Genomic DNA, 19554 nt, shown 5'->3' with positions numbered 1-19554 from the left:
GGCTCAGCAATTGGCGCCCGGGTCCACCCGCTGGGCGACACCCTGGTTGATGGTGGCGGCGGGCTGGGTGGAGTTCGGCGGTGTCGTCACGCCTTCCAGATTCCACATCGCGTTGGTGCACAGCGAATTGCCCGATGGGACCCCGCTGGCGATGCCGGTGTTCTGTGCGGCTCCGCTGGCGAAACAGGGCTGGTCGGCCGCGCTCGCGACATCCAGCTCCACGGTCCTGATGGGCTGCTTGGCGATGCAGGTCGGCGTGACGGCCACCTTGTAGGTGGAGCCGCTCTGCCCGCTGTTGTTGACATCCACGTCCACGACGTTGGTCTTCGGCGCCTTCGTGAAGTCGCCGCTGATCGCGTCCTCGATGGCCATCTGCGCCGCGGCCTCCGCCTCTTTCTGCGTCTGCATGTTGCCGACCACGCGGGTGTTGACGTTGGTCGCCCGCATGGACGAGACGACGATGAGCGTCAGCACGACCAGAAAGATCATGGCCACCAGCAAGGTGGCGCCGCGCTGCGTGCGGGCCTGGCGCTGAATGTGTGTGACGCGCTTCATGGCAGCTCTCTGAGGCCGGACGGGTTGTTGAGACGGACGACGGTGCTGTAGACATGGCGCTTGTAGCCGTCGTTGAACGGGCCGGCAGCCGCGGACAAGCCCAGGCCATAGGTGCGGTCGTCCTTCCAGCCCCCGCTGGCCTCGGTATTGCGCGCCAGCACGTGGATGCGCACGGCCATGGCGTTGGTCCAGTTCCTGTCCGCGTTCGTCCAGTCGTACGCGGGCGTGGGCGGAATGCAGGCGCTGGGGCTGATTTGCGCGGCATCCGGGCTGGAGGGATCGCTCACGTAGCAGTCGGGCGAGCCATTGCCGTCCGTATCGATGCCGAAATCGAAGCGCAGATCGTCTATGCCGTCAACCAGCGGCCTGACGACCATGCCGCCCTCGATGTACTCGGCCACCTTCAGGGTGGGAATCTGATCCTTGCCGCACTCGTTGCAGGTGCTGACGAAATAGATGCGCTGCATGGCCTTGCGCAGCGGTGCGGGGTTGCCTTGCTTGTTGCGCAGCTCGAAATCCTCGCTGCCGCCGTGGGCCACCGTGAAGGGCACGCGCGCCGGGAAATCCGCGGCATCCCCCCCGAAGGTGGAGACCTGCAGATATGCCTCCTGCGCGTCGGCACCGGCCAGCGCCATGGAGACCGAGGAAGCCCGCGTGACCAGCAGCATGCCGGCGCCGCTCTTGACATGGCTGCCACTCAGGCAGGCAGGCGTTGTGGTCAGCGCCTGCACGGCCAGCGGCAGCTGGGGCGTGGCGCCGGAGACATAGCCGAGATCGGCCACGCTGGCCGGGCAAGCCACCGGCGCATGGCGTGTCCATGACTGCACGCCCGTCGTGCCCACGAAGCCAGCGGACTCGATGTCTTCACCCAGCACCTGCAGCGCATAGCGGCCGTTTTCAATCTGGCGCGCGCTCCGGTCCAGCTCGCTGCGATTGGTGACCGTGGAGACGACCAATGCAATGAGGGCGGCCAGCAGCAGCAGACCCAGCGCCATCGCCACCATCAGCTCGACGAGCGTGAAGCCCTGCATGCGATGCGCGGAGAACGTGGGGCGCATGGCGCGCGCCAGGGAACGGTTCGGCGTCATGGCGCTGGTGCTCCGCTGGCCAAGGCGCCAATCTGCACCTTGGTGGTGATCACGCGGTGCAGCCTGTCGTCGCCGAAGTTCCCTTGACCGCAGGGAAAGACACTGCCGTCTTCCAGCTTGGGCGCCACCGTGCGGGCCATGCCCTGCCAGGCCACGGCGATGAGATAGGTGTTGGGCGGTGCGGCCTCTTGCGTGATGCAGCCTACGGCGCCCATCATGGCCCCCACCTTGTCGCCCGACTTGAGCACCTCGGCCTGCCCCTTGAGAAGACCGTCCCAGGCATTCAGGTCGGCCGTGGCCTGGGCCTGCTGCTGCGCCGTACCCAGCGCACAGGCGGGCACGGCAGCGGCGCCCGCCCCCAGCGTGACGCCCACCGCCTCGTTGGAGTAGCAGGCCGCCACCTTGCGGTTGGCGTTCAGCCGGTTGGCCATGTCCTGGACCAGTTGCAGCGCCTGGATGCGCTGGAAGGACTCCAGCTCCGCCATGTGCGCGCGGCTGCTGACGCCCATGAGCCCCAGCAGTCCGAACATCAGGATGACCAGGGTGACCAGGATTTCGATCAGTGTCGCGCCTTGCTGGCGCGGCCGGGACATGCCGTTCATGAGCAGCCTCCCTGCGTGCTGGTGGGCTTGCCGCTGAGATCGAGCGTGACGCAGCGGTAAGTGACGCCGCCCATGTCCACCATGGGCTTGATGGTGAACTTGGTGTTCGCGCTGGAGAGGCGGCCGTCTCGCTCGTACGTCACGGCGGTGACGCCCCCCGTGTTGGTGATGCTGAGGCTCGACAGCGACTCCTGGCGACCGAAGACATTCGTGCCGTCGGTGACCGTCCACCCGGTGTTCCAGTCATCGCCGCTCTTGCGCAGGCTCACGGGGCCGTTCTGGGTGATGGCCTGGCTGCGCGCCAGCGTGAGCGCCGCCATGAGGTCGAACGATGCATTGCGCACCCGCTGATTCGCCACGAACTCCCGGAAGCTGGGCATCGCGGCCATGGTCAGGATGGCCAGGATGCTGATGGTGGTCATCAGCTCGATCAGGGTGAAGCCGCGGGAGCGCGGCCAGGCGGGTGCTACCAGCATTTGGTGGCTCCATCCGCGCCGGAAGCCGTCTTGGTGCCGGCCTCGTCAATGCCCAGCGTGCCGCAACCGGCATCGCGCGCGGCCTGCCCAGCCGTAGGGGTGGCCGTGGCGGTAAATCCCGGCGGGGTGGCGCCCGCCTTGGGCGCGGTGGTGATGGTGTAGTTCCTGCTGACTTCGGCAGGGGCGCTCATCTGCAGCGCCGTCAGGTCGGCCGCGTAGCTGCGGGCATCCAGCAGGTAGCGCTGCTGCCGGCCACTGACCTCCAGCAGGAACGCCTTGGCTGCCGCGCGGTTGGTCCGGGCGACGTAAGCCGCATAGGACGGATAGGCGATGGCCGCAAGGATGCCGATGATCGCCACGGTGATCATCAATTCGATCAGCGTGAAGCCCCCTTCTCGCCGCACCGGTGTTTTCATAGACATCGCGCCTGGTGGATTTGTATGAATGTGAAAATATCACATTCAAACGAAAGCACGGAGAATGCCCGGCGACGAACGGTCGCCCATCGCCGACGAACGGTAAAAAAGCTCCGACCTGATGGAAACTCGGGCGGCAAAGTGACACAGCGGGTGGCACACTCGCGACCTGCGCCGCCTTGCTGATCCGCCAGCGGTGACACAACACACCAGCCCTACCACACACTCCCGCCCATGCAAGATCGCCTGACCTGGACCCAGTCTGCGCTGGTGCGAATCCTTCGCCCGGCAGTGCGGCTGGCGCTGGCCATGGGGCTCAAGCATGCGCAGCTGGAAGAAATCCTGCGGGACCTGCTGCTGGACGAGGCGCGCAACCTCTGGCGCGACCAGGGCGTTGCCCGCCCCAATCTGAGCCAGATCTCCATCACCACGGGGCTCAATCGCAAGGACGTGACCGCCAGGGTGCGGCAGGAGCGCGACCCTCTGCCAGCCACCGAAGGCTCCGCGGCCGCCAAGGCGTTCACCGCCTGGCTGCAGCTGGCCGCCGATGAGCCGGACCGGCGCCGCCTGCCCATTGCGGACCCCGGCGATGGGCCTTCGTTCGAGCTGGTGGCCCGGCTGGCCACGCGGGGCAACGTGCACCACCGGACCCTGCTCGAAGAGCTGCAGCGCCTGGGCCTGGTGACGGTGCTAGCCGGGGATGCCGAAGGCGACGTGGAGCTGGCCAGCGACGGCTTTGTCCCGGCCGGCAGCCTGCGGGACATGCTGGCCTTCACGGGCGACAATGTGCGCGACCACCTGATGGCGGCCGTGAGCAACACGCTGGGGCAACAGCCCCGCATGCTGGAGCGATCGGTCTATGCCTCCGGCCTGACGGGGCAGGAATGCGAACGCATTCACCAGCTGGCACGCCAGCACTGGGAGTCGGTGCATTACCGGCTGGTACGAAAAATGACCCAGGCACATACCGAGGCGGCCGGGCAAGGCACGGCGCGCATCCGCGTGGGTATCTATGTCTACCATGAGGACGAGCCGCCAGACGCCGCCTCCACCGCAAGCCCCGGCGATGCCACCGGCAGGGAGAAACCATGACAACAGGGATATACGCGTGGACGACCGCGGCGCTGGCTCTGGCGCTGACCGCCTGCGGGGGCGGTGACGGCGTGGGCTCGGGCGGCACGGGCATCACCCTGTCCTCGGTGGCCATCGGCAGCGTGGAAAGCCTCGGCGGCGGGCAAGGCGACACACGCATCGTGGTGAACGGCGTGCACTTCGACATCAGCAAGGCCCGGGTGGAGGTGGAGGACGCCTCGCTCCTGAAGAGCGGCGCCCAAGACCTGAAACCGGGCATGACGGTGCAGGTGCGCGGCACCATGGATGCGGGGCTCAGCACCGGCACGGCCACCCATGTGCTCTCGGTGCCGGAGCTGCGCGGCGCCGTGGACGCCGTGGATGCGGCCCAGGGACGCCTCGACGTGATGGGCGTGCGGGTGTACGCCGATGGCGCGACCGTGTTCGACGGGCTGGCCAACCTGGCGGATCTGCAACCCGGCCACGGCGTACAGGTGCATGCGCTCCCCGCGAACGGCGGCCTGATGCGCGCCACCCGCGTGCAGGTCCTGGCCACCACGCTGCCGTCCGTGCCGCCCGTGCTGTGGGGCAAGGTGCAGGCGCTCGACACGGCGGCACGCCGGTTCCAGCTGGGCTCCATGCAGGTCCAGTACGGACAGGCCACCTTCTTCGACGGGCTGGAAGCGGGCCTGCTGGCCAACGGCATGCCGTTGTACGTGCATGCGGTCCAGGCGCCAGCAGGCGGGGTGCTCGCGGCGGGCCGCCTGCGCCCGGCGCACGCCCTCTCGCCGCAAGAGGCGCCAACGCCTGCGGCGCTCTCGGGGCTGGTGACGGACTTCACGTCGCTGCGGTCGTTTGCGCTGCACGGCACGCACATCGACGCCTCGGGCGCCGAGGTCACCGGGGGTACCGGCGGCGATATCGGCAATGGCGCCAAGCTGGAGGTGGCGGGCCGCATGTCTGCGAATGGCGTGCTGCTGGCCCAGCGGATTCACATCCGCCAGAAGGCCCCGGACGGCGAACCCGGCGTTCCGGCACCGGGCCAGCCCGACAACCCCAAACCCGGCCAGCCCGGTGGCAACCCCAATCCGGGCCAACCCGGCAACCCGAACCCCGGCCAGCCCGGTGGCAACCCCAATCCGGGCCAACCCGGCAACCCGAACCCCGGCCAGCCCGGCGGCAACCCCAACCCGGGCCAACCCGGCAACCCGGACCCCGGCCAGCCCGGTGGCAATCCCAATCCGGGCCAGCCCGGTAATCCGAACCCCGGCCAACCCGGCGGCAACCCCAATCCGGGCCAACCCGGCAACCCGGACCCCGGCCAACCCGGTGGCAACCCCAATCCGGGCCAGCCCGGCAACCCGGACCCCGGTCAGCCCGGTGGCAACCCCAATCCGGGGCAACCCGGCAACCCGAACCCTGGCCAGCCCGGCGGCAATCCCAACCCGGGCCAGCCCGGCAACCCGGGGCAACCATGAGGGCGCCCGTGCCAGCCAGGATTTCTGAGGTCCGCCCGGGGTGACTGCGGCCGGCGGCGGCAGGCGCACCGCATCCCCGCCACAATCGCAGGCACATGCCGCCGCAACCCACCTCTGACAGCGGACTCCTGAGTCCCCCTCCATCGCCCGAAGCACCGCCCGGCGGCACCGATACCGCCCGCGCCTCGGCCACCGCGGACGCGGCCGAGGCCGCCGCCGCGGCCGAGCTACGGCACAGCGCGGCGCAGCGCGCCTCGCCGTCGCCGTTCGCACCGCTGTCGGTGCCGGTGTTCCGCATGCTCTGGCTTACCTGGCTGGCGGCCAACACCTGCATGTGGATGAACGACGTGGCCACGGCCTGGCTCATGACCACGCTGACCGACTCGCCCGCGCTGGTGGCCCTGGTGCAGACGGCCTCCACCCTGCCCGTGTTCCTGCTGGGCCTGCCCAGCGGCGCGCTGGCCGACATTCTGGACCGGCGGCGCTACTTCATGGTCACGCAGTTCTGGGTGGCGGCCGTGGCCGTGGTGCTGTGCCTGGCCATCCTGGCCGGCGGGCTCAACGCCTACCTGCTGCTGGCCCTGACCTTTGCCAACGGCATCGGCCTGGCCATGCGCTGGCCGGTGTTCGCGGCCATCGTGCCCGAGCTGGTGAACCGCCAGCAGCTGCCCTCGGCGCTGGCGCTCAACGGCGTGGCCATGAACGCCTCGCGCATCATCGGGCCGCTGGTGGCGGGCGCCATCATCGCCAGCGTGGGCAGCGCCTGGGTGTTCGTGCTCAACGCCGTGCTGTCGCTGATCGCGGGCTTCACCATCATGCGCTGGCGGCGCCAGCCCACGCCCAACCCGCTGGGGCGCGAGCGCCTGACCAGCGCCATGCGCGTGGGCATGCAGTTCGTGCGCGAATCGCCGCGCATGCGCGCCGTGCTGTGGCGCATCTCCATCTTTTTCCTGCATGCCACGGCCCTGCTGGCGCTGCTGCCGCTGGTGGCGCGCGACCTGGAGGGCGGCGGCGCGGGCACCTTCACGCTGCTGCTCGCCTCCATGGGCGCGGGCGCGATCAGCGCTGCCATGTTCCTGCCGCGCCTGCGCCAGATGATGGCCCTGGACCAGCTGGTGGCGCGCGGCACGCTGCTGCAGGCCCTGGCCACGGCGGTGGTGGCCATCGCGCCCGACGTGTATGTCGCCGTGCCGGCCATGGTGGCCGCCGGCGCGGCCTGGATCACCACGGCCAACTCGCTCACCGTGGCGGCCCAGCTGGCGCTGCCCAACTGGGTGCGGGCGCGCGGCATGTCCATCTACCAGATGGCCATCATGGGCGCCACGGCGGCGGGCGCGGCGCTGTGGGGCCAGGTGGCGGCGCTGAGCAGCGTGCACATGAGCCTGGCGCTGGCCGCCGTGACTGGCGTGGCCGTGATGGCCCTGGTGCAGCGCCTGGTGAGCAACCGCCACAGCGAGGAAGACCTGAGCCCCTCGTCCGCCTTCAAGATGCCCCAGGCCGAGACCACGCCGGACGCGGGCCTGCGCCTGGTGGTGAGCATCGAGTACTTCATCAACCCCGCGCGCGCCGCGGAGTTCCGCGCGGTGATGCAGGAAAGCCGCCGCGCGCGCCTGCGTGCCGGCGCCCTGAGCTGGGAGCTGCAGCACGACATCGCCGACCCGCGCCGCTACGTGGAGCGCGTGGTGGACGAGTCCTGGACCGAGCACCTGCGGCGCTTCGACCGCGTCACCGCCTCCGACGTGGCGCTGCGCGACCGCAAGTTCGCCTTCCACGTGGGCGACGCGCCGCCCGTGGTCTCGCGCTACGTGGTCGAGGGCGAGTAGACCGCTCCTTTATTGATAGCTTTTAGCGCTTACTGGCAAAGCGCTTCAGGCCATTTTTGCCATCAATCTGCGCCGCCCGGCAGGCTGCGCCGCAGCACGCCCAGCAGCATGGTGTGCAGCTGCGCCTGCAGCGCGTCGGCCGGCGCCGCGCCCGCGCGCAGGGCCGGCTCCAGCCGGTCCCAGTGGGCGGCCACCGTGCCCGTGACCTCGGCGTGCCAGCGCTCGGCCAGGCGCGCGGCCTGCGCCGGCGGCACGCGGGCCTGGTGGGCGATCACCAGGTAATGGGTGCACGCGGCCTCGGCGGCGCGGCGCAACACCTCGCCCGCCGCGCTCCGGTGCTGCTGCGCGCGCAGCACCCAGGCCGCGGTGGCGCCCAGCAGCCCGCCCAGGGCCGTGCCGGCGCCCAGCGTCACCCCACCCAGTCCCAGGTCGATCAGCGCGCCGGCCTTGGCGCCCGCCGCGGCACCGGCCGCCGCGCCCGCCGAGGTGCCCACGGCCAGCGCCGTGCCGTGCGCGTGGCGTGTCCGCTGGGGGGTGCCGTCGCCCTGCGGGGCGGCGGGCTCGGGCGGCGCCACGGGCTGGCCGTGCAGCGCGCACAGCGCGGCGTCCAGCGTGCGCAGCTGCTGCGCATAGGCGGCGGCGTCACCCGCGTCCAGGGCCGCGCAGGCGCGCAGGTGCTGCGCCAGGGCTTGCAGCGACTGATTAAAGCGTTCCTCGTTGCGCCGCTCCCAGGCCTGGCGCAGGCGCTGCAGCGCGCGCTGCTGCTGCGGCAGCAGCGGGGCCAGGCGATCGAACAGCGCGGGCTCCATCAGCCAGCTCTCGCCCCAGTGCGACCAGGGCAGCGCCAGCACGGGCGCGCCCTGCCAGGCGCCGGGCAGGGGCTCGCCCTCGCCGGCCGGTACCAGGGCGACCACCGCGTCCACCGGCTCCGCGGCGTCCGCGCCGGTGAAGCGCAGCCGGTCGTCCAGCCCGGCCTCCGCATGCGCGGCCACGATGGCTTGCAGCGCCCGGGCCTGTGCGGCGCTGGCGCCCTGCAGGCCGAGCACCAGGTCGCCCGGTAGGGCGGCGCGCAACGCGTCGAAGGCGGCGTCGTCCGGGTCGATGCGGCATTGCCCGGCCAGCCGCGCCTCGCGCCAGCGCGCCCAGGCGGCCAGCAGCAGGCGCGGCAGCACGACGACCAGCGCCAGCAGACCCACGTACATCCACACCCAGCGGCTGCCGGCCGCGCCCTGGCCCGCAAAGTTCTGCGTGGCCGCGATCTCCGCCAGCGTGAACGGCGCCAGGCCGAACACGGCGGTCAGCGGCGAGAACAGCACGGCGACGATGGCGTGCACCTGCTGCGCGTCGAGGAAGGTGCTCTCCCAGCCGAACTGGTAGCGCACGACCAGCCCGCGCGCCAACAGCGACAGCGCGATGCCCGCGCCCCAGGCCGCCGCGCACAGGTGCAGCACACGCGCCGCGCGCTGCCCGAACAGGCCCGCCGTGTGCGCGAACCACTGGGCCTGGAATGGCGCCGCGATGCGCCCGGCCAGACCGCGCCGTCCACCGCGCCCGCCCGGCGTCTGCCGCGCCCAGCGGCGCAGCGCCGGCGCCAGCTCGGGCTGCCCGGCGCCGCGGCAGGCACGCCAGGCCAGCAACGCGTACATGGCCAGGTTCCAGGCCAGCACCAGCAGCAGCGGCGGCGACAGCAGGTCCACGCGATGGGCGTTGGCGATGCGGTCCGCGGCCAGCCCCAGCAGAAGCGCCGCCACGGGCAGGCCGCGCGCCAGCCAGCGCAGGCGCACGCTGGGCTGGGCCAGCGCGGCCACGGCGGTGTCCCGGCCGCTGGCGCGCCGCACCACGGACTGGGCCCAGTCGAGGGCAATGTCCGCCACGTCCACCCGCGCCGCGCCGCGCTGGCGCGCGGCCGCGACGGCGCTGCGCACGGCCTCGTCCCGCTCGGGCTCGCTGACCAGCACGCGCTCGGCGTCGGCCTGCACGATCGCCTGCGCCAGCAGCACGCTGCGCAGCTGCGGCTCGGTCACGCGCGGGCCGGTGGGGCTGTCTGTCACCCTGTGGTTCCTGTATTGGTCCTGTTTTGATAGCTGCCAGCGCTTGTCCAGCAAGCGCCGCAGGCCATTTTGGCCATTATTTCGGCCACAGCGCCCACAGCCGCAGGTTCTGCTTGAGCCGGCCGGCCACGTCGCCCGCCTCCTGGCCCCAGCCGGTGAAATAGTCGGCGCGCACGGCGCCCAGGATGGCGCTGCCCGTGTCCTGCGCCAGCACCAGCCGCGACAGCTGCACCGTGGGCCCGCTGGAGGCCAGCCACACGGGCGTGCCGTAGGGAATGCTCTGGCGGTCCACGGCGATGGAGCGCCCGGGCGTGAGCGGCACGCCCTGCGCGCCCTTGGGGCCAAAGCCCGCCTCCAGCGCGTCGAGCGGCTCCTCGCGGAAGAACACGTAGCGCGGGTTGGACCACAGCATCTCGTTCACGCGCTGGGGGTTTTGCTGCACCCAGGCGGTGATGCCCGGCCAGGTGGCGTCGCGCACCAGGCCCTGGTCCAGCAGCCAGCGGCCCACGCTCTTGTAGGGCTGGTCGTTGGTGCCGGCGAAGGCCACGCGCACCATGCGCACGCTGCCGTCGGCCTCCTGCACGCGCAGCCGGCCCGAGCCCTGGATGTGCAGCACCATGGCCTCCACCGGGTCGCGCACCCAGGCGATGGCGCGGCCGGCCAGGGCGGCCTGGGCCTGGGGCAGGGTGTCGATCTGCTGGCGCGAGTACCAGGGCTTGCGCGTGCCCAGGTCGGCCGGCGGCCGGTACAGCGGCACGCCAAAGCCGTTGCCCGGCTGGCGCACGGCATCCAGGTAGGGCTCGAAATAGCCCGTCAGCAGGCCGTCGGCATTGCCCTCGGGCGATTCGACGCGGTAGGGCTGCAGGCGCTGCGTCATCCACTGGCGCTGCTCCTGCGGGCCGGCGATGGTGAGGCGGCGCACCTCGCCGCACAGCGGCGCGAACGCCGGCGCCGGGCGCTCGCAGCTGCGCAGCCAGGCGTTCCAGGCCTCGTGCAGCGCATCGTCCTCGAAGCCGGGCAGCTCGCTCCAGGCCACGGGCACCCAGCGGCTCTTGGATTGCGCCAGCGTGCCCGGCACGGGCACCGGCGCGGCGGGCACGGCCGGCGGCTGGGCCACCGGCACCGGCACCGGCGGCGCGACGGGCGCGGGAGGGCGGGTGGAGCAGGCCGCCAGGGTTCCTACAATCAACGCCATTGCAACCAGGCGCAGGAGACGGGATTTCATGGGGCTGATTTTGCTTGAAGCATTGCTGGCGCTGCTGATCCTGGTGGGGATTGTCTGGTGGACCATGTTCTCCGGCCGCACGAAGGGAGAACTGCCCCCGCCGCCCTCCGGCGAGGGCGAGGCCGATCCCGCCCGGCGCGCCCCGCCACGCGACTGACCCGTGCCCCTGGGGCCCGGCTTGGCACCCCGTCCTACAGGCCGCGCGGGCGGCGGTTGCTACGCTGCCTTGGTCATGCATCCGTGCCACAGTAGCGGCTTGAACCACCAAGGAGTTCCCCCATGCGCAAATCTCTTCTCATCAGCAGCCTGGCCGTGGTCCTGCTGGCCACCGGCTGCGCCAACATGACCGACACCCAGCGCCGCACGGCCACCGGCGCGGGCGTGGGTGCCCTGGGCGGCGCCGCCATCGGCGCCATGACCGGCGGCCGCGCGGGAACGGGCGCCGTGATCGGTGCCGGCGTGGGCGCCCTGGGCACCTACATCTGGTCGCAGCACATGGAAAAGCAGAAGCAGGAGATGCAGGCCGCCACGCAGGGCACGGGCGTCAGCGTGACGCAGACGGCCGACAACCAGCTCAAGCTGGACATTCCGAGCGACATCTCGTTCGCCACCAACCGCTCGGACATCCAGCCCAACTTCCAACCCATCCTGGACCGCTTCGCCGAGGGCCTGCGCAACAACCCGGCCACCGAGGTGCGCATCGTCGGCCACACCGACGCCACGGGCAACGACGCGATCAACAACCCGCTGTCGCTGGACCGCGCCACGAGCACGCGCAACTACCTCACGGCCCGCGGCGTGAGCGGCGCACGCATCCAGGTGGAAGGCCGCGGTGCGCGCGAGCCCATCGCCACCAACGACACGGCCGACGGCCGGGCACGCAACCGCCGCGTGGAAATCTACGTGGGTGAACGCCAGGGCTGACGCCCTGCGGCGCCCGCGTCGCTATGAAAAGCAGAGCTGCCAGCGCTTACCCCATAAGCGCTAGCAGCCTTTTTTATGCCGAACTCTATTGCGGCGCCGAACGCAGCAGGTTGGCCAGCTCCACGGCCGACTTGACCTGCATCTTGTCGAACACGCGGGCCCGGTGCACCTCCACCGTGCGCACGCTGATGTCCAGCTGGTCGGCGATCAGCTTGTTGGGCAGGCCCTCGACCACCAGGCGCATCACGTCGCGCTCGCGCTCGGTCAGCTCGGCCAGCTTGTCCTGCAGCTGGTGCTGCGCGCGGCAGTCCTCCAGGTACTGGGCGGACAGCGCCAGCGCCGCCTGCACGCGGTCCACGAGCTGGTTGTCCGAAAAGGGCTTCTCGCAGAAATCGAACGCGCCACGCTTGACCGTGGCCACGGCCGTGGGCACGTCGGCATGCCCGGTGAGAAAGATCACCGGCATGCCGGCCGTGTCGCCGCGCTCCACCATCTTGTCGAACAGCGCCAGCCCGCTCATGCCGGGCATGCGCACGTCCAGCAGCAGGCAGCAGGGGTGGCGCTGGCGCAGGCCGCTGGCGGTGCGCTCGGCCAGCATCAGCTCGAAGGCCTCGGCGCTGGCGAAGGCCTCGCTGAGCACGCGGCGCGAGCGCAGCAGCCAGGCCAGGGCCTCGCGCACCTCGGCGTCGTCATCCACGATGTACACGGTGGCGTTGGTGGCGGGTTCCATCAGAGGTCGGTGTCCTGAAATGCGGGCAGTGTGAAGGTGAATACCGTACCACGCGGTTCGCGCGCCGCGTGGCCCAGGTAGCCGCCATGCTGCTCCACCACGGTGCGGCACAGGCTCAGCCCCAGGCCCATGCCCTCGGCGCGCGTGGTGTAGAACGGCGTGAAGAGGCGCTCGGCCACGTCCTCGGCGATGCCGCCACCCATGTCGGCCACCGAGAATTCGAGCCAGCTCTTGGCGGCATTGGAGGCCGCGCGGCGCACCCGCAGGTCCAGCACGCGCGGGTGGATCTGCGGGTCGTCCATGGACTGCATGGCGTTGCGCGTGAGGTTGAGCAGCACCTGCTCGACCATGGTGCGGTCGCACAGCGTGGGCGGCAGGTCTTCCTCGATGTCCAGCGCCACCCGCACGCCGATCTTGCGCGCCTGCAGGCGGATGATGGGCAGCACGGCGTCGAACAGCTCCTGCGCCGTGACCCGCTCGCGCGACTGGTCGCGCCGGCGCACGAAGTCGTGCACGCTCTTGATCACGCGGCCCGCGCGCTCGGCCTGCTGCGCGATGCGCTGCACGGCCACGCGCACGTCGGCCAGGTCCTGCGGCGGCGGCAGCTCCATGCCCACCGGCGGCGTGAGCAGGTTGAGCGAGCCGTTGGCGTAGCTGGAGATGGCCGCCAGCGGCTGGTTGAGCTCATGGCTCAGCAGCGAAGCCATCTCGCCCACGGTGGCCAGGCGCGCCGTGGCCTGCAGGCGCTCCTGCGAGGTGCGCGAGAGTTCCTCCACGCGGCGCTGCTCGCTCACGTCGAGGAACGAGCCCATCCAGCCCGTGTGCAGGCCCTGGGCGTTGATCAGCGGAGCCTCGTAGATCATGACCGGAAAGCGCGTGCCGTCGCGGCGCATGAAGGTCGATTCATAGCCCTCGCGCGGCGGGTCGAGCTGGCCCGACATGCGCACCACCTGCCGCTCGCCATATTCCTGCGCGTGCTCGGGCGGCCAGTAGGGCAGAGGCGAGGTCTGGCCCACGAGTTCGGCCGCCGAGAAGCCGACCATGTCGCAAAAGGCCGGGTTCACGTAGGTGATGCGGCCCTTGAGGTCGCGCGCGCGCAGGCCCGTGACCAGCGAGTCCTCCATGGCCTTGCGAAACGCCAGCGCATCGCCCAGGTCGCGCTCGGCCCGCAGGCGCCGCCGGTTGTCGCGCACCAGCACCACCAGCACCGACACCAGCGCGATCGACATGGCCGTGACCAGCGCCGTGAGCACGTTGGGGAACACGCTGGGCGCAGCGTGCCAGCCGTCCATGCGCAGGATCAGCGTGTTGCCAGGCAGGTCGAACAGCTGCTGCGCCGTGAACATGCGCGAGCCCCGCCGCATGGCGCCCACCAGCGCCAGGCGCGTGCCGTCGGCCTCGGTGAAAGACACCTCCTGCGTGCGCTGCAGGCCGGGCGCCACCAGGTCCTGCAGCACGGTCTGCAGCGCATAGGTGGCCACGACGAAGCCGCGCACGCGCCCGTCCTGCAACAACGGCAGGCAGACCTCCATCATCTCGGCGCCCATGCCGTCCGGCATGGGCTGGAAGTAGCTGGTGGAGTACGACGGGCCGGTGATGCGGCGCGCGTTCGTGCAGGCCAGTGCGGTCTCGGAATGCGTGCCGCCACGCTCGTTCGGCTCCCAGTGCAGGGGGCGGTAGGGCGATTCGGCATGGGCACGCATCTGCAGCTGGGTGTCGCGCCACTCGATGCGCACCAGCTCGCGGCGCGTGCCCAGCAGCTCGGCTGCCCGCGCCTCCCAGGAGGCCAGATCGGGGGCGCCCGCCTGCAGCGCCTGCAGGCTCTGCAGGTTGTGCGCGAAGGCATTGCGGATGTCGGCCACGGCATCCGCCGTGTCGCGCTCCAGCCGGCTTTGCACCTGGCTGGCCTCGTAGCGGCCGGCCAGCCACACCTGCGTGACCAGCATGCTGACCACCAGCGCGACCAGCAGCGTCCACAGCGACCAGCGCCGCCACGCCCCCATCCAGCGGCGCCAGCGCCGCGGCGCCCGGCCCAGTGCCTGCAGCGCCGGATCGGCCGGCAGCCCGGAGTCAGCTTCGTGCATCCCGCCTTCCACGCCCTGTTCCACCGGCTCAGGCCCTCACAGCACGCAATGCTCGAGCGCCGGCAGCTGGCCGCGCACCTGGCGCAGATGGGCCGCATCCAGCTCGCCCAGCACCACGGCCGCGCCTTCCGCCTGCTGCGCCAGCACCGTGCCCCAGGGGTCCACGAGCATGCTGTGGCCCCAGGTGCGCCGGCCGTTCTCGTGCGTGCCGCCCTGGGCCGGCGCCAGCACATAGGCCAGGTTTTCCACGGCGCGCGCGCGCAGCAGCACCTCCCAGTGCGCGCGCCCCGTGGTGTGGGTGAAGGCGCTGGGCACCAGCAGCAGGTCGGCGCCGGCGCGCGCATGCTGGCGATACAGCTCGGGAAAGCGCAGGTCGTAGCACACGGACAGGCCCACGCGCCAGGTGCGGCCGTCGCGCGCCGTCAGCGTGAAACGCACCGGCTCGCGGCCAGCCTGGATGACGCGGGCCTCGTCGAAATGCTCGCGCCCGTTGTCGAAGCGAAACAGGTGGATCTTGTCGTAGCGCGCCACGCATGCGCCCGCGGGCGAGAACACCAGCGTGCTGTTGTGCACGCGCTCCTCGCTGTCGCAGGCCAGCGGCAGCGTGCCGCCCACGACCCACAGCCCCAGCTCCCGCGCGGCGCCGGCAAGAAAGCGCTGGATCGCGCCGTCGCCCATGGCCTCGCGCAGCGCCAGCTTGTCGCTGTCGCGCAGGCCCATGGCGCCGAAGTATTCGGGCAAAACGGCCAGTTCGGCGCCGGCCTGCGCGGCCTGCTCCAGCAACCGCCGCGCCTGGGCCAGGTTGGCCTCCAGCGCCACGCCGGACACCATCTGTAGGGCTGCAACCTTCATGAGCGTTCTCCTGATGCGGTGGGTTCGGTGGTTCCCGCGCCGCCCGTGGGCGTGCCGGGCTTGCGGCGGTTTATGCGCTCCACGCGCGGCTCGTCCCAGGTGCCGTCGATGTGGAATTCCTGCGTGGCCGCCTGGATCAGCGGCCCGCGCAGGAAGACCTGGGCCAGGAAGCTGCCCAACCCGATGACCGGGTTGATGGCTGTGGCGACGAGCGAGGCCGTCATGGCATTGATCTCCGGCACCACCACGACATGCAGGTCCTGCGTTTCGCGTGCGATGTCGGCGCTGCCCTCCATGAGCACGGCCGCATTCACGCCCTTCATCTGCAGGTTGTTGGTGGTCGCCACGCCCTGCTCGATGCGCATGTCCCCGCGCACGAAGTCAAAGGCGAAGCCCTCGCTGAACACATCGCGGAAATCCAGCGCAAAGCGCCGCGGCAGCGACTGCAGGCTCAGCACGCTGAGCAACTTGGCCAGGCCCGGGTCGGCCTTGAGAAACTGCCCCGCCTCCATGTTCACGTTCATCTGCCCCGTCATGGAGTGGTAGTCGGGCGACAGCGGCGAGCCCAGCCATCCCACCTGGCCCTCGATGCGGCCCTTGCCATGGCGCACCACGCCCTCCATGCCAAAGCGCGCCAGCAGCTCGCCCGAGTCGCGGATGTCCAGCTGGAAGTTCATCGCCGTGCGCCTGTGCGCCTCGCTGCCCGAGCCGCCCAGCAGCGCCCAGTTGCCGCTGGAGGTGAGCGTGGCCTCGGGCGCCGCGAGATTGAACTTGGCCAGCCGCCATTCGCGCTGGCCGTCGTCGGCGATGCGGTTGCGCGCCTCGACCTCGATGCGGCCCAGGCGCCGACCGCGCAGCTCGAAATCCTGCACCACGATGTCCAGCGCCGGCAGCGTGCCGGGCTGCTGCGCATCGAGCAGCGCGTTCACCTGCATGTCCGCCGCCTGCGGAATGGCCAGGCGCGCCAGGCGCGCGTACAGCTGGTCCTGAGGCGCCCCTCCGCGCGCGGCGGGCGCGCCCCCGGGGCGGTATTCGAGATAGCCGTTCAGCTCGGCCGCATCCACATTGGCACGCCAGACCGCGCCCTCGCGCGTGGCGCCGGCCACCACATCGCGCAGCGTGCGCCCGTGCAAGGTGAGCGTGGAGGCACGCACCGCCAGGCGGCTGGGCAGATAGTCCTGGGCCAGGCCATCGCCGAAACGGGGCGCGGCCTGGGCCGCGGCGGACGCCGGGGCGGGCTCCTGCAGCAGCGCGCTCCAGGCATCGGCATCCAAGGCGGAAAACACCGCCTGTGCTGCAACGCCCTGCTCCGGCAGGGGCTGTGCCTCGCCCGCGGGCACGCCCACGGAGATCACGCCGCGCAGCACGCGCGCCTGTTCGCCGTCGAGCGCACGCACATAGCCGAACCGGCCCACATCGCCCAGTTCCAGCGTCATCCGGTCCTGCAGCGGAGCCGCGTCCGATGCCGCGGCCTCGCGCGTGAGCTGGTTGTCGAAGCGCACGGGCAGCGGCGTCTGCGCCGTCTTTCCCAGCGGCGCCGGCACCGCCAGCGCCATGCCCACCAGGTCGCTCGCCACCTGCATCTCGGCCACGCCCCGGCGCACGCCCAGGGCCAGCGTGTAGGCCGTGCTGCCGCTGGCGCTGCGCGCCAGCCGCGACAGCAGGCCCAGTTGCGCCGATTCGCGCAGCCCCTCGGCCGTGGCCGTGCCCTGCGCGCGCACGCGCACGGCCGATTCCCGCGACGACTGGGCCGGCGGAGCGCTCATGCCGCCCTCCAGCCGCACCTCGCCGCCCAATGCGCGGCCCTGCACGCCGACCAGCGTGAAGCCGCTCTGGCTGAACTGCACCACGCCGCGGGCACCGCTCACGGTGGGCGCCTCGGGGACGAAGCGCACGTCATTGCCGGCCAGCGTGACGCTGCCGCGCACGGTGGATTGGTCGATGTGGCTGATGGGCAGGGTCAGCCCCAGCTGCAGCTCGGCCGGGCCGGTGGCCGTGGCGCGGTCCAGCGCCCCATGGGTGAGCTGCGAAATCTGCGACGCACCCACCAGGGCCAGCATGTCGGACAGCGGGCCGCGCACTTCGGCCGCCACATCGACGATGGTGTGCTCCAGATCGGGAATCCGTGCGCTCACCTTCTGCACCCGCAGCCCGGGCCGGTCGGCGAAACGGCCCGCGGCATTGCGCACGGTCATGCCGGCGCGGTCGAAGACCAGCTCGCCGCTCAGGCCCACCAGCGCCGGCCACGGCCGGTCGCCGGGGTGCAGCAGGGCCGGCGGCACGTAGCCGTAGGTGACGTCCTTGACACGCGCCGTGATGTGGAACTCGCCGCGGCGCGGCGCATGGCCATAGGGAAAGTCATGCAGATCGCCCTTGACGCGGAACTGCACCTGGCTCGCGCTGCCCGCCAGGATGGCATCGCGCACATAGTGGCGCGACTCGACGGGGATGGTGAGCGGCAGATAGCGGTGCACGCGCGTGCCGTCGGCCCGCGACAGCTGGCCCGACAGATCCAGCACCCCCGGAAAGCGCGACCGCGCGGGCGATGTGGCCGGGTCCGCCGTCTGCCAGCTCAGGCGGGCCTCGCCCTGGGCATCGGCATTGGCGAAGCGCAGGTCGCTGGCCTGCACGGCCACGCGCTCGCCCTCGATCTGCCAGCGCACCGTGCCGCCCAGCTGCTGCACCGGCACCACCGGGTCCTCGAAGACACCGGGCAGCAGCAGCGTGCCGCCCTCCATGTCCAGCACGGCCCGTCCACCCGCCTGGGTGAGGTCGAACTCCACGTTCGCGCCGCTCAGGCCCGCCACCGCCGGCGTCTTGTCGGCCGCAGCCAGCGCCAGCCCCGCCACCCTGCCCCGCGCCTGGTACTGCCGCGGCTGCGCCAGCGGCCCGCGCCATTCGGCCTGCAGCTGCTCCACCAGCCCCTGCGGCGCATAGGCCTGCAGCGCCGTGTGCACGGCCTCGTCCAGCGGCAGGCGACTGGCCACCTGCGACAGCGCGGCCAGGTCCAGCCGGTCGGCGCGCAGTTCGCCCTGTTCCGCGCCGGCCCGCCCCTGGCCGGTATGGCGCAGCGTGAGCTTGCCGCCGGGCCAGCGCAGGCCGTCATCCGCCAGGAACTGCAGGTTCTGCGTGTTCAGCTCGAAGCCATCCTCCAGCCACCGCCCGCCCACGCGGCCCGTCACCGTGCGCAGCGCCAGCGCGCGCAGGTCCTTGCCCAGTGTGGCGTTAACCTCGTCCAGCGCCATGTCGGCCGTGCCGCCCGCGATCTTGCCGCGCCGCACGTCCACCCAGGCGCGCAGCGCGCCATGGCCCTGGGCCACCTGCAGGGCGCCCAGATCCGCATGCCGGTTGAGCCGGGACACATCCACGCGCGCGAAATGCGCGAACAGCTGGCCGCTCCAGCGCTGCCAGTCACCGCCGTGGGTGCTGAGCAGCGGCTGGCGGAACTGACCGCGCAGCGTGAAGGGATCGCCCCATTCGGGCGGCGGCGTGGCGTCCAGCCGCACGCCATGGCGCCAGCCACTGTTGCGCAGCACCAGGTCGACCTGGGTGAGCGCCAGCGGTTCGGCGCCGCGCAGCTCGTCGGTCCAGCGCAGCGTGCCCCCGCGTATCGCCACCTCGGTCTGTGAAAACAGCCAGTCGGACGCGGCGCTGCCCTCGTCCGCGCTCTCGCGGAACGCCAGGCCGGCGATGAAGATGCGGCCGTCGCGCTCGCGGCGCATGTCGAGCTCGGGGCCCTCTATGTAGATCTGCTCGAAGCCGAAGCGCAGCAGCGAGCGCGGCGACAGCGCCACCACCACGCGCGGCAGGCGCAGCGCCTCGCGGCCCTGGGCGTCCAGCAGGGCCACGCCAGACAGCTCCACGGTGGGAAACAGCCCCTCGCTGCGCGCCGAGACGGCGGCAATGCGCACGGGTACCCCCAATGCCCGCCGGGCTTGGGACTCCAACTGGGGACGGAAGTCGCCGATACGCGGCACAATCCAGCCATGCAGCCCCCCCCAGGCGGCCGCCAGCAGCAACCAGAAGGCCACCAACAAGGCCAGCGCCCATCGCGCACAGCCCGCCACGACTCTGAGCAGGCGGGAAGGATGGGATGGAGACTCTGTCATGGCGGGCGAAAACGGTGGCAGGAATTATGACCCGCCCATCCCCTGAGGGTTCAGCACCCAACGGTGTCGT

The 19554-nt window shown here is 71.5% G+C and carries 16 protein-coding genes; 5 read left to right on the top strand and 11 right to left on the bottom strand.

The annotated features are described in order from the left end of the window. Positions 1–3: 3 nt before the first annotated feature. The 5 genes from BP68_RS04130 to BP68_RS04110 are packed head-to-tail and all read right to left on the bottom strand — an operon-like array spanning position 4 to position 3137. Positions 4–555, bottom strand: a complete 552-nt coding sequence (locus BP68_RS04130) for a pilus assembly PilX family protein (protein WP_496369347.1) — start codon at positions 553–555, stop codon at positions 4–6. Then, positions 552–1643 (bottom strand): PilW family protein, encoded by a 1092-nt coding sequence (locus BP68_RS04125; RefSeq protein ID WP_496369346.1) that lies wholly within the window; start codon positions 1641–1643, stop codon positions 552–554. The genes BP68_RS04130 and BP68_RS04125 overlap by 4 nt, the downstream gene beginning before the upstream one ends. Further along, entirely contained in the window at positions 1640–2245 is a 606-nt protein-coding gene (locus tag BP68_RS04120; RefSeq protein ID WP_496369345.1) for a type IV pilus modification PilV family protein, read from the bottom strand. Before BP68_RS04120 ends, BP68_RS04125 begins: the two co-directional genes overlap by 4 nt. Continuing rightward, complete coding sequence (locus tag BP68_RS04115) at positions 2242–2721, bottom strand: GspH/FimT family pseudopilin (RefSeq protein ID WP_496369344.1); 480 nt, start codon at positions 2719–2721, stop codon at positions 2242–2244. Before BP68_RS04115 ends, BP68_RS04120 begins: the two co-directional genes overlap by 4 nt. Further along, on the bottom strand, positions 2712–3137 hold the full coding sequence (locus BP68_RS04110) for a type IV pilin protein (RefSeq protein ID WP_496369343.1): 426 nt from the start codon (positions 3135–3137) through the stop codon (positions 2712–2714). Before BP68_RS04110 ends, BP68_RS04115 begins: the two co-directional genes overlap by 10 nt. A gap of 234 nt (positions 3138–3371) precedes the next feature. On the opposite strand from BP68_RS04110, the gene BP68_RS04105 reads away from it, so the two are divergent. The 3 genes from BP68_RS04105 (at position 3372) to BP68_RS04095 (ending at position 7509) form a co-directional block, all read left to right on the top strand. Next, the gene (locus tag BP68_RS04105; protein ID WP_496369342.1) at positions 3372–4229 is read left to right on the top strand and encodes a DUF6502 family protein; all 858 of its coding nucleotides are present in this window, start codon (positions 3372–3374) and stop codon (positions 4227–4229) included. Next, on the top strand, positions 4226–5686 hold the full coding sequence (locus tag BP68_RS04100) for a DUF5666 domain-containing protein (protein ID WP_496369341.1): 1461 nt from the start codon (positions 4226–4228) through the stop codon (positions 5684–5686). Before BP68_RS04105 ends, BP68_RS04100 begins: the two co-directional genes overlap by 4 nt. Before the next feature lie 95 nt (positions 5687–5781). Then, positions 5782–7509, top strand: coding sequence for an MFS transporter (locus BP68_RS04095; protein ID WP_496369340.1), 1728 nt, complete (start codon positions 5782–5784; stop codon positions 7507–7509). A gap of 62 nt (positions 7510–7571) precedes the next feature. Here BP68_RS04095 and BP68_RS04090 read toward each other — a convergent pair whose 3' ends face one another. Both BP68_RS04090 and mltA read right to left on the bottom strand, forming a co-directional pair. Further along, entirely contained in the window at positions 7572–9560 is a 1989-nt protein-coding gene (locus BP68_RS04090; protein WP_496369339.1) for a DUF2868 domain-containing protein, read from the bottom strand. Positions 9561–9636: 76 nt separating this feature from the next. Then, on the bottom strand, positions 9637–10851 hold the full coding sequence (gene mltA / locus BP68_RS04085; protein WP_496369338.1) for a murein transglycosylase A: 1215 nt from the start codon (positions 10849–10851) through the stop codon (positions 9637–9639). Between mltA and BP68_RS04080 the strand changes: the two genes are divergently transcribed. Further along, positions 10784–10942: a hypothetical protein gene (locus BP68_RS04080; RefSeq protein ID WP_496369337.1), complete on the top strand. Its 159-nt coding sequence runs from the start codon at positions 10784–10786 to the stop codon at positions 10940–10942. The two genes, mltA and BP68_RS04080, sit on opposite strands and share 68 nt — an antisense overlap. 122 nt (positions 10943–11064) lie before the next feature. Further along, positions 11065–11709 (top strand): YiaD family glycine zipper/OmpA-like lipoprotein, encoded by a 645-nt coding sequence (locus tag BP68_RS04075; RefSeq protein WP_496369336.1) that lies wholly within the window; start codon positions 11065–11067, stop codon positions 11707–11709. A gap of 85 nt (positions 11710–11794) precedes the next feature. On the opposite strand, the gene BP68_RS04070 is transcribed toward BP68_RS04075, so the two are convergent. The 4 genes from BP68_RS04070 to BP68_RS04055 are packed head-to-tail and all read right to left on the bottom strand — an operon-like array spanning position 11795 to position 19484. Beyond that, on the bottom strand, positions 11795–12439 hold the full coding sequence (locus BP68_RS04070; RefSeq protein ID WP_496369335.1) for a response regulator transcription factor: 645 nt from the start codon (positions 12437–12439) through the stop codon (positions 11795–11797). After that, complete coding sequence (locus BP68_RS04065) at positions 12439–14523, bottom strand: two-component system sensor histidine kinase NtrB (RefSeq protein ID WP_496369334.1); 2085 nt, start codon at positions 14521–14523, stop codon at positions 12439–12441. The genes BP68_RS04070 and BP68_RS04065 overlap by 1 nt, the downstream gene beginning before the upstream one ends. A gap of 36 nt (positions 14524–14559) precedes the next feature. Continuing rightward, positions 14560–15375 (bottom strand): carbon-nitrogen hydrolase family protein, encoded by an 816-nt coding sequence (locus tag BP68_RS04060; protein ID WP_496369333.1) that lies wholly within the window; start codon positions 15373–15375, stop codon positions 14560–14562. After that, positions 15372–19484: a YhdP family protein gene (locus BP68_RS04055; RefSeq protein WP_496369332.1), complete on the bottom strand. Its 4113-nt coding sequence runs from the start codon at positions 19482–19484 to the stop codon at positions 15372–15374. Before BP68_RS04055 ends, BP68_RS04060 begins: the two co-directional genes overlap by 4 nt. Positions 19485–19554 lie beyond the last annotated feature (70 nt).

The organism is Diaphorobacter oryzae DSM 22780 (genome assembly GCF_059568935.1).
This window is presented reverse-complemented; position numbering and strand designations above follow the sequence as displayed.